Annotated in this window: 12 protein-coding genes; 8 read left to right on the plus strand and 4 right to left on the minus strand. The window is 67.1% G+C overall.

Going from position 1 to position 12,174, the window contains the following annotated elements; genetic code table 11:
• Positions 1–33: 33 nt before the first annotated feature.
• Positions 34–1,026, minus strand: a complete 993-nt coding sequence (locus tag H0264_RS27135) for a heme o synthase (protein ID WP_181580179.1) — start codon at positions 1,024–1,026, stop codon at positions 34–36.
• A gap of 443 nt (positions 1,027–1,469) precedes the next feature.
• Here H0264_RS27135 and tkt point away from each other — a divergent pair, with 443 nt between their 5' ends.
• From tkt to pgl, 5 genes are read left to right on the plus strand one after another with little or no spacing between them, the layout of a single operon-like run.
• A complete protein-coding gene (tkt, locus tag H0264_RS27140; protein WP_181580180.1) occupies positions 1,470–3,614 on the plus strand; it encodes a transketolase in 2,145 nt (714 codons plus the stop codon).
• A 5-nt stretch (positions 3,615–3,619) separates the two neighbouring features.
• Positions 3,620–4,750: a transaldolase gene (gene tal, locus H0264_RS27145; RefSeq protein ID WP_181580181.1), complete on the plus strand. Its 1,131-nt coding sequence runs from the start codon at positions 3,620–3,622 to the stop codon at positions 4,748–4,750.
• 2 nt (positions 4,751–4,752) lie between these two features.
• Complete coding sequence (zwf, locus tag H0264_RS27150; RefSeq protein WP_181580182.1) at positions 4,753–6,318, plus strand: glucose-6-phosphate dehydrogenase; 1,566 nt, start codon at positions 4,753–4,755, stop codon at positions 6,316–6,318.
• On the plus strand, positions 6,315–7,223 hold the full coding sequence (opcA, locus tag H0264_RS27155) for a glucose-6-phosphate dehydrogenase assembly protein OpcA (RefSeq protein ID WP_181580183.1): 909 nt from the start codon (positions 6,315–6,317) through the stop codon (positions 7,221–7,223). The genes zwf and opcA overlap by 4 nt, the downstream gene beginning before the upstream one ends.
• Positions 7,216–7,950 (plus strand): 6-phosphogluconolactonase, encoded by a 735-nt coding sequence (gene pgl / locus H0264_RS27160; RefSeq protein ID WP_181580184.1) that lies wholly within the window; start codon positions 7,216–7,218, stop codon positions 7,948–7,950. Before opcA ends, pgl begins: the two co-directional genes overlap by 8 nt.
• 3 nt (positions 7,951–7,953) lie before the next feature.
• Here the strand turns inward: pgl and H0264_RS39080 are convergent, their stop codons facing one another.
• Complete coding sequence (locus H0264_RS39080; RefSeq protein ID WP_276313979.1) at positions 7,954–8,088, minus strand: hypothetical protein; 135 nt, start codon at positions 8,086–8,088, stop codon at positions 7,954–7,956.
• A 26-nt stretch (positions 8,089–8,114) separates the two neighbouring features.
• Positions 8,115–8,324 (minus strand): CsbD family protein, encoded by a 210-nt coding sequence (locus H0264_RS27165; RefSeq protein WP_181580185.1) that lies wholly within the window; start codon positions 8,322–8,324, stop codon positions 8,115–8,117.
• Positions 8,325–8,572: 248 nt separating this feature from the next.
• On the opposite strand from H0264_RS27165, the gene H0264_RS27170 reads away from it, so the two are divergent.
• Positions 8,573–9,367 carry a hypothetical protein gene (locus H0264_RS27170; RefSeq protein WP_181580186.1) on the plus strand — a complete coding sequence of 265 codons (795 nt, stop codon included), beginning with the start codon at positions 8,573–8,575 and terminating at the stop codon, positions 9,365–9,367.
• Positions 9,368–9,518: 151 nt separating this feature from the next.
• On the plus strand, positions 9,519–10,712 hold the full coding sequence (locus tag H0264_RS27175) for an FG-GAP repeat domain-containing protein (protein WP_181580187.1): 1,194 nt from the start codon (positions 9,519–9,521) through the stop codon (positions 10,710–10,712).
• A gap of 58 nt (positions 10,713–10,770) precedes the next feature.
• Here the strand turns inward: H0264_RS27175 and H0264_RS27180 are convergent, their stop codons facing one another.
• Entirely contained in the window at positions 10,771–11,325 is a 555-nt protein-coding gene (locus tag H0264_RS27180; protein WP_181580188.1) for an HD domain-containing protein, read from the minus strand.
• 157 nt (positions 11,326–11,482) lie between these two features.
• Here H0264_RS27180 and H0264_RS27185 point away from each other — a divergent pair, with 157 nt between their 5' ends.
• A complete protein-coding gene (locus H0264_RS27185) occupies positions 11,483–12,163 on the plus strand; it encodes a cutinase family protein (RefSeq protein ID WP_181580189.1) in 681 nt (226 codons plus the stop codon).
• The last annotated feature ends 11 nt before the right edge of the window (positions 12,164–12,174 follow it).

A 12,174-nucleotide genomic window follows, 5' to 3' on the forward strand; every position in this document is an offset into this window, starting at 1 on the left:
CGGCTCGGCGGCGGTTCATGGTCGGAAAAGGGGTCAGGCCCAGCCGAAGAGGGTGTGGCCGATGGTGTCCCAGCCGAGGACGGAGTCGACGGCCAGGCCGCAGAAGACCACGGCGAGGTAGTTGTTGGACTGCAGGAACAGGCGCAGGGGTTTCACCGATTCGCCGCGGCGCACACCGGAATACAGCTGGTGCGCCATCAGCAGGAACCAGGCGCCTGCCACCAGGGCGGTGGCGGCGTAGATGACACCGGAGGCGGGGACCAGGGCGAAGGTCGCCAGGACCGTGAGCCAGGTGTAGATGACGATCTGCTTGGTGACCGCCTGCTCGGTGGCGACCACGGGCAGCATGGGGACGCCCGCGGCGCGGTAGTCCTCCTTGTAGCGCATGGCCAGCGCCCAGGTGTGCGGCGGCGTCCAGAAGAAGATGACCAGGAACAGCACGATCGACGGCCAGCCGATGGTGCCGGTCACCGCGGACCAGCCGACCAGCACCGGCATGCAGCCCGCCGCGCCGCCCCACACCACGTTCTGGGAGGTGCGGCGCTTCAACCCGAGGGTGTAGACGAAGACATAGAAGAGGATGGTCGCCACGACCAGCGCGCCGCTGAGCAGATTCGCCTGCCACCACAGCCACGCGAAGGACGCCACGCCCAGCGCCACGCCGAAGACGAAGGCATTGCGGGTCGGCACCGCCTCGCGGGCCAAGGGCCGCTTGGAGGTTCGCTTCATCACCTTGTCGATGTCGGCGTCGGCGACACAGTTGAGTGTGTTCGCGCTCGCCGCGCCCATCCAGCCACCGAAGAGGGTGGCCAGGATGAGGCGGATGTCGACGTGGCCGCGGTCGGCCAGCAGCATGGTGGGGATGGTCGCGACGAGCAAGAGCTCGATGACGCGGGGTTTGGTGAGCGCGATGTAGGCGAGTACTCGCCGCGCCGCCGTCGACAGCACGCCGTTGCCCGTCACGCGGTCGGCCAGCACCGTTCCGGTGGAGCCGTGAGCCCCGCCGGGTTGTTGCCCAATCCGCACTGTTTCTCCTCGCACGCCGTGCAGTTCGTTCGGTCCCAGGATCTAGCAGCGCGCTCTTTCCGCTCGTAGAAGAGCTTTCAGCTCTGCTCGATTCGGAGACAGAACCCAGTGCGGCGCGGCCACTACTACAGAGAATGGTAGACCCCGTTCGACCGTGCTCTCGTCCAGGTCCGGGTTGGATACGCCGGTCGCGTCGCGACGGGCGCACCCGCGCATCGTGTTACGGGCTCGTGCCGGGGGCATCCGGACTGTCACGAACAGGTCCGTACACGGTCACGAGCAGCGACACGTGGGCCGGTGAACGCGGGTTCCGTTCCAGCCGCGATCGAGCGACCTTTAGGGTGGTCGGTACATCGGTGTGCCCGTCGCACCGGCGATCCATCGCAGCGAACACCCCGCCGCCTCACAACCGCATTGTCGACAAGGTCAGGAGAACCTCGGTCGTGTCAGTCACAGACGACATCCGCGCGCTCACTCAGCCGAACCACCCCGCCGACTGGACCGAATTGGACACCAGAGCCGTCGACACGGTCCGTGTCCTGGCCGCCGATGCCGTGCAGAACGCCGGCAACGGTCACCCGGGTACCGCAATGAGCTTGGCGCCCTTGGCCTACACCCTCTACCAGCGCGTCATGCGATTCGATCCGAGCGATCCGCACTGGGTCGGCCGCGACCGCTTCGTGCTGTCGTGCGGCCACTCCAGCCTCACCCAGTACATCCAGCTGTACCTGGCGGGTATCGGCCTGGAACTCGACGATCTGGTCAATCTGCGCAAGTGGGGTTCGCTGACCCCGGGTCACCCCGAGTACCGCCACACCGACGGCGTCGAGATCACCACCGGCCCGCTGGGTCAGGGTCTGGCGTCGGCGGTCGGCATGGCGATGGCGGCGCGGCGCGAGCGCGGCCTGTTCGATCCGGCTGCGGCACAGGGTGAGTCGCCGTTCGACCACTTCGTCTACGTGATCGCCTCCGACGGCGACCTGGAAGAGGGCGTCACCTCCGAGGCGTCCTCGCTCGCCGGCACCCAGCAGCTGGGCAACCTGATCGTCTTCTACGACGACAACCGCATCTCCATCGAGGACGACACCCGCATCGCCTTCACCGAGGATGTGGCGGCTCGCTACCGCGCCTACGACTGGCATGTCGTCACCGTCGAGGGCGGCGAGAACGTCACCGCCATCGAGGCCGCCGTCGCCGAGGCGCAGGCCGTCACCGACAAGCCGTCGATCGTCATCCTGCGCACCATCATCGGCTTCCCGGCCCCGAACAAGATGAACACCGGCGCGTCGCACGGCGCGGCCCTGGGCGCGGACGAGGTCGCGGCCACCAAGAAGATCCTGGGCTTCGACCCGGAGAAGAACTTCGAGGTCGCCGACGAGGTCATCGCGCACACCCGCCGTCAGGCCGCCGATCGTGGCCGCGACGCCCGCAAGGCGTGGCAGCAGCAGTACGACGCGTGGGCCGCGGCCAACCCGGAGAACAAGGCGCTGTTCGATCGCCTGCAGGAGCGCCGCCTGCCCGCCGGCTGGGCCGAGTCGCTGCCGACCTGGGATGCCGACCCGAAGGGCATGGCGACCCGCAAGGCGTCCGGCGCGGTGCTGGCCGCGCTCGCGCCGGTGCTGCCGGAACTGTGGGGCGGTTCGGCCGACCTCGCGGAATCCAACAACACCACCATGCCGAACCAGCCGTCCTTCGGCCCGGAGGAGATCTCCACCGCGCACTGGAAGGCCAACCCGTACGGCCGCACCCTGCACTTCGGTGTGCGTGAGCACGCCATGGGCTCGATCCTGAACGGCATTGCGCTGCACGGTCCCACGCGTCCGTACGGCGGCACCTTCCTGGTGTTCTCCGATTACATGCGCCCGGCCGTGCGCCTGGGCGCGCTCATGCGCACCCCGGTCACCTACGTGTGGACGCACGACTCCATCGGCCTCGGCGAGGACGGCCCGACCCATCAGCCGATCGAGCATCTGGCCGCGCTGCGCGCCATCCCGGGCCTGAACGTGGTCCGTCCGGGTGACGCCAACGAGACCTCCTACGCCTGGCGCACCATCCTCGAGCGCGACTCGGCCGAGCGCGAATCGCACTTCCTGGTCTCCGAGCCGCCGCACCAGGACGGCCCGTCCGCGCTGGCCCTGACCCGTCAGGATCTGCCGATCCAGGCGGGCACCTCCTACGAGGGCGTCCGCAAGGGCGGCTACATCCTGGCCGAATCCTCCACTGCCACACCGCAGGTGATCATTATCGCCACCGGTTCGGAATTGCAGCTGGCCGTGGACGCCCGCACTACGCTGGAGGCGCAAGGCATCGGCACCCGCGTGGTGTCCATGCCGTGTGTGGAGTGGTTCGACGCGCAGGATCAGGCCTACCGCGACCAGGTGCTGCCGCCTGCCGTGAAGGCGCGGGTCTCCGTCGAGGCCGGTATCGGCATGCCGTGGTACCGATTCGTCGGCGACGCCGGCGAGATCGTGTCCATCGAGCACTTCGGTGCCTCGGCCGATTTCAAGACCCTGTTCCGCGAGTTCGGCATCACCGCTGACGCCGTTGTCGCCGCCGCCACCCGTTCGCTCGACAAGGTGAAGGGATAAGCCTCATGACTCAGAACACCAACACCGCGGCCCTGAGCGCCGCCGGTGTCTCGGTGTGGCTCGACGATCTTTCGCGCGAGCGCATCAAGTCCGGAAACCTCCGGGGCCTGATCGATTCCCGCAATGTCGTCGGTGTCACCACCAACCCGACCATTTTCCAGGGTGCGCTGTCCAAGGGCCACGACTACGACGCGCAGGTGCGCGAGCTCGCCGCGCGCGGCGCGGACGTGGATTCGGCCATTCGCACCATCACCACCGATGACGTGCGCGCGGCCTGCGACATTCTGGCCGAGGTCTACCAGGAGTCCGGCGGCGTCGACGGCCGGGTGTCCATCGAGGTCGACCCGCGCCTGGCCTTCGACGAGGACGGCACGGTGGCCCAGGCCGTCGAGCTGTGGAAGATCGTGGACCGCCCGAATCTGTTCATCAAGATTCCGGCGACCGAGGCCGGGCTGCCCGCCATCACCCGCGTGATCGCCGAGGGCATCAGCGTGAACGTGACGCTGATCTTCTCGGTGGAGCGGCACCGCGCCGTCATGGGCGCGTACCTGGACGGTCTGCTGAACGCCAAGACCGCCGGGCATGATGTGGCCAAGATCCATTCCGTCGCTTCGTTCTTCGTCTCGCGCGTGGACACCGAGATCGACAAGCGGCTGGAGGCCATCGGCACGCCGGAGGCGCTCGCACTGCGCGGCAAGGCCGGAATCGCCAACGCGCGCTTGGCCTACGCCGCCTACCAGGATGTATTCGACGGTGGCGCACACACTTCCATCTACGCGCGGCTGTCGTCCTCGGGTGCGAACAAGCAGCGGCCGCTGTGGGCGTCGACCGGCGTGAAGAACCCGGATTACCCGGACACCATGTACGTCACCGAGCTGGTGGCGCCGAACACGGTGAACACGCTGCCGGAGAAGACCCTCGAAGCCGTCGCCGACCACGCCGAGATCACCGGTGACACCATCACCGGCACGGCCGCGGCCGCCCAGGAGGTCTTCGACGCGCTGACTGCCGTCGGTATCGACCTGACCAATGTGTTCCAGGTGCTGGAGGAAGAGGGCGTGCAGAAGTTCGTCCAGTCCTGGGAAGAGCTGCTCATAGCCACCACCGAGCAGCTGCAGGTGGCGGGAGGCAACTGACGGTGGCAACCGGCGCGGCGACGACGGTCACGACGGGGAACAATCCGCTTCGCGATGGACGCGACAGCCGAGTTCCCCGCATCGCTGGCCCGTGCAGCATGGTGATTTTCGGGGTGACCGGTGACCTGTCGCGGCGCAAGTTGCTGCCGGCCATCTATGACCTGGCGAACCGGGGGCTGCTGCCCCCGGGCTTCGCGCTGGTCGGGTTCGCCCGGCGCGATATGAGCGACGACGAGTTCGCTCAGCTCGTGCACGAGTCGATCAGCTCCTCGGCTCGTACTCCCTTCCGGGAGGAGGTGTGGCAGCAGCTGAAGGAGGGCTTGCGTTTCGTCCAGGGCACTTTCGAGGACGAGGACGGCTTCCACCGGCTGGCCACCACCCTCAAGGACCTGGACCGCGATCGCGGCACCGGCGGGAATATCGCCTTCTACCTGGCGATCCCGCCGACCGAGTTCCCGGTGGTGCTGGACCAGCTCTCCAGTAATGGTCTGGCACAGCCGAATCCGGAACCGGGCCAGCCCGCGCCGTGGCGGCGCGTGGTGATCGAGAAGCCCTTCGGGCACGACCTGAAGAGCGCGCAGGAGCTCAATGCTCTTGTCAATCGGGTGTTCCCGGAGCGCACGGTGTTCCGCATCGATCACTATCTCGGCAAAGAGACGGTGCAGAACATTCTGGCGCTGCGCTTCGCCAACCAGCTCTGGGATCCCATCTGGAACGCCAACTACGTCGACCATGTGCAGATCACCATGGCCGAGGACATCGGATTGGGCGGGCGCGCAGGCTATTACGACGGCATCGGCGCGGCGCGCGACGTCATCCAGAACCATCTGCTCCAGCTGCTGGCGCTGACGGCGATGGAGGAGCCGGTGAGCTTCCAGCCCAAGCAGCTGCAGATCGAGAAGATCAAGGTGCTCTCGGCGACCAAACTCGTTGCGCCACTGGACGAGACGACGGCGCGCGGGCAGTACACCGCGGGCTGGCAGGGCAGTGAGCCCGTGGTGGGGCTGCTGCAGGAGGAGGGCTTCGACCCGAATTCGAAGACCGAGACCTACGCAGCCATCACCCTCGCCGTGGAGACGCGGCGGTGGGCCGGGGTGCCGTTCTATCTGCGCACCGGGAAACGCTTGGGGCGCAGGGTCACCGAGATCGCGGTCGTGTTCAAACGCGCGCCGCACCTGCCGTTCGATCAGACCATGACCGAGGAGCTCGGGCAGAACGCGCTCGTCATTCGCGTGCAGCCGGATGAGGGCATCACCATGCGATTCGGGTCCAAGGTACCCGGGTCGTCCATGGAGGTCCGCGACGTGAACATGGACTTCAGCTACGGCGAAGCCTTCACCGAGGACTCCCCCGAGGCCTACGAGCGGCTCATCCTGGATGTGCTGCTCGGGGTGCCGTCGCTGTTCCCGGTCAACGAGGAGGTCGAATTGTCCTGGCGCATCCTCGATCCCGCGCTCGAGCACTGGGCCGCGAACGGGAAACCCGACCCGTACGAGGCCGGCACCTGGGGTCCGGAATCCGCCGACGAGATGCTCGCGCGCAGCGGGCGGGAATGGCGGCGGCCGTGATCATCGATATGCCCGATACGGATACCCGCGAGGTATCCAAGCGGCTGGTGCAGCTGCGCGAGGCCAATGGCGTGGTGACCATGGGGCGGGTGCTCACCCTGGTGGTGTGCACCCTGGACAGTTCCGAGGCCGAGGACGCCATCGACGCGGCCAATGACGCCAGCCGCGAACACCCCTGCCGCGTCATAGTTCTCGCGCGCGGCGACCGCAAAGCCGACACTCGGCTGGACGCCCAGATCCGGGTGGGCGGCGATGCCGGGGCGGCCGAGGTGATAGTGCTGCGCCTGCAGGGCGACCTGGTCGCGCACGAGGCGAGCGTGGTCATTCCGTTCCTGCTGCCCGATACGCCCGTGGTGGCGTGGTGGCCGCGGGGCGCGCCGGAGTTCCCGGCCAAGGATTCGGTCGGCAAGCTGGCCACGCGGCGCATCACCGACGCGACCTTCGCGCCGGATCCGCAGGCGACCATCAAGAAGCGGCGCAACTCGTACGCGCCCGGCGACACCGATCTGGCGTGGAGCCGGATCACGTACTGGCGGGCCCTGCTCGCGGCGGCGCTCGACGAAGCGCCGTTCGAAGGCGTCGAGTCCGTGACGGTTTCGGGTCTGCACGACGAGCCCGCGCTCGACATGCTGGCGGGCTGGCTGGCCGCGCGCCTGGACTGCCCCGTGGTGCGGCGCACCGGCGAGCTCAAGGTGGAGCTGGTTCGCTCGACGGTGTCCATTTCCATCGCGCGCCCGCAGCTCGGGCGCACGGCGACGCTGACCCGATCCGGCGAACCCGATCAGCGGTTTGCCTTGGCGCGCAGGGAAACCCGCGACTGCCTCGCCGAGGAGCTGCGGCATCTCGATGCCGACGACATCTACGCCGAGGCGCTCACCGGAATCGAAAGGGTGACCTATGAGTAAGCCGGCCGTCGAAACCTTCTCCGGCGCGGACGCATTGGTCGAAGCGGCGGCGGCGCGGTTCGTCGCCGAGATCGTGGAGGCGCAGCGGTTGCGCGGTTCCGCGTCGGTCGTGCTGACCGGCGGCGGAACCGGTATCAAGCTGCTCGAGCTGGTGCGGCAGGCACCGGGCGACATCGACTGGTCCAAGCTCGACGTCTTCTGGGGTGATGAGCGATTCGTGCCGACCGGGGATCCGGAACGCAATGAGCTGCAGGCCCGGCAGGCGCTGCTGGATCATGTTCCGGTCGACCCGTCGCGGGTGCATCCGACCGAAACCTCCAGTGGCGATTACCCGGATCCCCTGGAAGCGGCCGGCGAATACTCGGCGACCGTGCACGCGCATCTCGCCGAGCACGGCGCGTTCGATCTGCACCTGCTCGGCATGGGCGGTGAGGGGCACGTGAATTCGTTGTTCCCGCACACGGCGGCCACCCGCGAAGAGCACGAACTCGTGGTGGCGGAAACGAATTCGCCCAAGCCCCCGGCCGTGCGCATCACCCTGACACTGCCGGCCGTGCGCAAGTCCCGCCACGTCGTGCTGATCGTCTCGGGCGAGGCGAAGGCGGCGGCCGTGGCCGCAGCGCTCAACGGCGCGTCGCCGCTGGACATCCCCGCGGCGGGCGCCATCGGCAGCGAATCCACCACCTGGCTGCTCGACGAGGGCGCCGCCGCCGATCTGCCCCGCTGACTCCTATCGGGCGTTCTTCCGGTCCTGGCCGCCCCGTGCGGCCGGACCGGGCGCACCGTGCGTCATGACGCGTTCCCACCATGCGCTCAGCGGGCTCGGGTCCGGCCACACCGCGAAGACCGGCCCGGGCTCCCTCACGCGCTTGCTCCTGCGTTTCGACATGATCAGTAGTCCTGCCGCCGCGGGCGGTACTCCTGCCGCCGGGTGCGACCCTGCCGCAATGCCCGCTTGACCCGCTCCCCCGCCGTTTTCAGCTCCGAGGTGAACTGACGCCGTCGCCCGGCATTCGCCGTCCCGCGATTCCCGGTCGCCGCGCCGACCGCCTCTTGCGCGCGTCCGGCGATCTTCTCCGCTCTATGCCTGATCCTGTCCATGCTGCTCATCACGTGCCCTTCCCGGCCTGCCGGAACAGACCGCTCTCTTCGGGCAATAGCCGAAAAGCGGCATGCCAAACCAGTTTCGGTGCAACATAATTCACCGATCGCGACAGGGGCTCCGGGGACCCCCATGGGGAGGGTCGCGGGCACGCTGAACTCGGGTAGTGCACTACTCGCGTTCGGCGGGCCCGCCACTTCTACCGTGAGCTCACGCGCCGAAAGTGTCGGCGCGGAAGGGGCCGATCATGATCGACATCATTACCTTGCGCGGGACCGGGGAGCAGCGCAATTACGACGGAACACCGGCCGGAATGCTGCACGACGTCGCCAAATTGCTCGATACCGAGAAGTTCTCGTGTTTCGAACCGGAATGGCCGGCCTCGATCGGGCCGAATCCAGATGTGTGGGGGCCGTCCATGGCGACCTCGATCCGAGTGGGGGTCGCCGCCGGGGTGAAAGCGATTCAGGATTCGCCGAATGTGTGCGGATTGCTGACCTATTCGCTGGGTGGAATCGTCGGGTGCAAGATCCTCGAGGGGGCGCGGGCCGGAATCTACCGGAACACCAATGGCACGCCGCTGGAGATCGCTTTCGCGGTGAATATCGCCAACCCGATGCGCCGGGCCGGGCAGTCGGTCGGAAATCTCTGCCCGCCAACCACATTCGGTTTGCACGGGCAGCGCGGGCAGTGGCCGATCGGCATGGAGGTGCTCGAATACGCGAATCCGAAGGACATCATCACCTCGTCCCCCGCGAATTCGCCGCTCCGGCTCATCGATGCCGGAATCGAACCGTTCTCGTTCATCGAGGGGGCGCGGATCGGGAACCTCACACCGCTGGTCTTCCACGAGCTGCTGGAATTCCTGCGCCACGATCCGGTGGCGAATTTCGATCGGTACGCGGCGGCGGTGCAAGGGTTGCTCGGATATCTCACGCCGTGGCCGGATGGTGAGCACGTCCGATACTCGGGGCATCCGATGCCCGGCACGGATGTGCTGTGGACGACGCACGCGGCGGAATACCTGAACGCGAATTACTGACTGCTGCCCGGCGTTTTCACCGCACTCCGCCGATGTGCGTCGGGCTCGGTTCACATCCGGCAAAGTGCACGAGCCGGACGCTTGGATTTCCGACAATCGGCCGAATTGCGATGAACGTGAATCATTCCTGTTCAGCGGTGTCTTAGAGTCCGTGGCCACCACCGACTGGTGGGAGTACCGCGAACTCAGGAACACCCATATGCGCCTTCAGTTCTCTCGTCGACTGTTCACCCTCACCGCTGCCGTCTCGGCCGCCGTGCTCGCTCTGCCGGCGCTCGCGTCGGCCGCGGGGACCATCGATTTCGCCGCGAAAGTCGATTCGCCCTCCGGGGGTTCGTTCCCATCGTGGGGCCCAGGCCCCTCCCCGATCGGCATGGTCGGCGCGGATTTCACCGGTGACGGCATCACCGATCTGGTCGCCGCGGATTTCGGCGGCGATGGCCCGATTCTCATGGCGGGCAAGGGGGACGGCACCTTCGGCACCGGCAGCCGCGTCGGTTCCGTCGGCAACGGTTACGGGGCGGTCGGCGCGGGGGACCTCAACGGTGACGGCAAAACCGATGTGGTGGCCCAGGCCTGGCTGTCCATCGTGGTCTTCCTCAACAATGGCAATGGCACCTTCCAGGTGGGCGAGAAATACACCACCCTCGAAGGCGCGCAGCAGCAGGTGATCGTCACCGATGTGAACGGCGACGGGAAATCCGATGTGCTGAGCCTGGTTCCGACCGGCGTGAAATCGTGGCTGGGCAATGGCGACGGCACCCTGAAATCCGGTTCCACCGCCATTATCGCCGGCACCTCGGCCGCCTTCACCACCGGAAAGTTCAACTCCGACAATAAACTCGATATCGCCATCAACAATGACCTGCTGCAGCAGGTCGAGATCTTCACCGGCAACGGCGACGGCAGCTTCAGCCGCAAGGGCTCCAGCACCAGCGGCCTGATCACCGAGGATGTGCGCGCCGCCGACTTCGACGGCGACGGCATCGACGACGTGGTCACCGCCGACTCGTTCTCCTTCTCCACCACAGTGCTGATCTCCAACGGCCAGGGCGGTTTCAAGGCCACCAACCGGGTCAACCTGTCCGGCCTCGGCCCGACCTCCATCGCGGTCGGTGACTTCAACCGCGACGGCACCATCGACGCCGCCATGTCCGCCGTGCTGAGCTCGACCATGGTCGTGTTCTCCGGGACCGGTGACGGCAAGATCACCAAGGTCGGTGAATTCGGCGTCACCTCTCAGCCGCAGACACCGGTCATCGCCGATTTCGACCGGGACGGCAAGCTCGATGTCGCCGTGGCGGGCAGCGCCAATGCGGTGTCGTTCCTGAAGAACCTGTCCTGATCCATCCCTCGAAGCGAGCGCCTCGGCCTGCCGCTCACCGGGCCGGGACGTTCGCGCGTCACCACTTGATCATCGGCAGTGGTGAGAGTGGATGCGTGCGTAGCCTTTTCGCACCGAACTGGAGCAGGCGGAGGTGGAATCCCGCCTCCGGGAACTCCGCGACGAGCGCCCGATAGTCGCCGCGGCGCACACCGAATCGGCCGAGCACGGCCATTTCCACATCGATCGCATCGGCCCGCCGCAACAGCTCCACCGGGTCGGCCGGATCCGCCGCGGGCCGGAGTTTGTGGTGATCATCGATCATGGTGGTGACCAGCGGGATCAGATCCTCCCGCGCATGCTCCCGAAGCCAGTCGACCGCGAGCTGCTCCGACGGCGCCAAATAGTCGAAGGTATTCGCCGACCAGACCCCGAGATCATGAAAGGCCACCGCCGTACAGAATTCCTCCCGATCGCTCGGCACGAAATCGAGACCCGCCCGCTCCCCCAGCAGATCACACAGCCGAATCACCCGCAGCACATGGTTCGTATACGCCGTCCGATCACCACCGAGGTGACTGAACCACGGCGCCAACCGGCGATCGACCTCGAGGCGCAACACATCGGTCTCCATCGCCCGACCCTACGACAGGAGCCCCGCCGGCGCCGTGCAGCTGTCCGCGGTAGTTGATTGTGAGGGTGCCAAATGCATTCGAAGTGTCTGGCGGGGTGGCTGGTGGGCGCAATAGATTGGGCGCATGCTCGAACGATCTCGAATCCCGTTGTGTTCCATGGCGGTTGTCACTGCAGCGCTGACACTGCCGGGGGTATCGGTCGCGTCCGCCGAGTCCTCCACCGTCCCCGCCGACTGCGCGGAGGTCCACATCGTCACCGTTCGCGGCACGCTCGAACCGCAGAGCGGCAGCCTGCTGCTGACCCCGTTGGCCCGTCGAATCGCTCAGGAATCCGGTCGCACCGCCACTGTCGCCGAACTCGAGTATCCCGCCTCGATGGCCCTGGACAGCGCCGTCCGGGGGGTCGAGAACCTGACGGCGTTGATCAACAACACGGCCGCGGAATGCCCGAACCAGCGGGTGGTCCTGCTCGGCTACTCGCAGGGCGCCCGCGTCATCGGCAACACGCTGCGCACACCGACCGCTGTGACAGAGCAGGCGGGCGCACAGATCGAAGCGATCGCAGTGTTCGGCAGCCCACTGTTCAACGGCGCCGACGCCTTCAACCGCGGCAACTACGACCCCGCTTTGTCCGGCACCGGTGCGCTGCCCGTCGGCGCACTCGGCGAATTCACCGACCGCGTACGCTCCTACTGTGCTGCCGCCGACCGTGTCTGCCAAGGCGGCGATCCTGCCGCTGGATTCGCAAATGCCTTGAGCCCCGGCCATTTCGCCTACTTCGTCTACGGATATCGCGACGACGCGGCAGCATTCGTCCGCGACCAACTCCACTCGTGACCGAGCCGGCG

The organism is Nocardia huaxiensis, assembly GCF_013744875.1.
In the GTDB taxonomy this organism is placed as follows: Bacteria; Actinomycetota; Actinomycetes; order Mycobacteriales; family Mycobacteriaceae; genus Nocardia; species Nocardia huaxiensis.

What these genes read in the sequence shown, in the direction of transcription:
- H0264_RS27165 (WP_181580185.1), bottom strand. Translation starts at nt 8,324, where the DNA reads ATGGACAGGATCAGGCATAGAGCGGAGAAGATCGCCGGACGCGCGCAA.
- H0264_RS27170 (WP_181580186.1), top strand. Translation starts at nt 8,573, where the DNA reads ATGATCGACATCATTACCTTGCGCGGGACCGGGGAGCAGCGCAATTAC.
- H0264_RS27180 (WP_181580188.1), bottom strand. Translation starts at nt 11,325, where the DNA reads ATGGAGACCGATGTGTTGCGCCTCGAGGTCGATCGCCGGTTGGCGCCG.
- tal (WP_181580181.1), top strand. Translation starts at nt 3,620, where the DNA reads ATGACTCAGAACACCAACACCGCGGCCCTGAGCGCCGCCGGTGTCTCG.
- pgl (WP_181580184.1), top strand. Translation starts at nt 7,216, where the DNA reads ATGAGTAAGCCGGCCGTCGAAACCTTCTCCGGCGCGGACGCATTGGTC.
- H0264_RS27185 (WP_181580189.1), top strand. Translation starts at nt 11,483, where the DNA reads ATGGCGGTTGTCACTGCAGCGCTGACACTGCCGGGGGTATCGGTCGCG.